Consider the following 255-nt stretch of genomic DNA (forward strand, 5'->3'; position numbering starts at 1 on the left):
TTACCTTATAACTCGTCGCACTAATAGCCGAATCAAATTGCATTGTACAACGAACTATGTAAGGATTGTAATCACTTGTGTAGTAACTGGCATCACACATATAAGGATTCTTATATTTATGCAAATAGGGTTCAAAATTAATCACATTTACATCCAGCGGAGAAGGGATTGAACTGGAAGACCCCGCGGAACCGTAAAAGAATTTATCTGCTAACTCAATTAAAAATTCATTCAAATCATTAGCGTAAATCTCCG

1 protein-coding gene is annotated in these 255 nt (G+C 35.7%); it reads right to left on the minus strand.

Translation table 11 applies throughout. The features are described 5' to 3' along the window. Positions 1 to 255, minus strand: a 255-nt coding sequence (locus D0817_RS26395; RefSeq protein WP_238160973.1) for a hypothetical protein, incomplete at both ends; no start/stop codon positions are given.

The sequence above is a fragment of the Flavobacterium cupreum genome (assembly GCF_003996965.1).
GTDB classification, from domain to species: domain Bacteria; phylum Bacteroidota; class Bacteroidia; order Flavobacteriales; family Flavobacteriaceae; genus Flavobacterium; species Flavobacterium cupreum.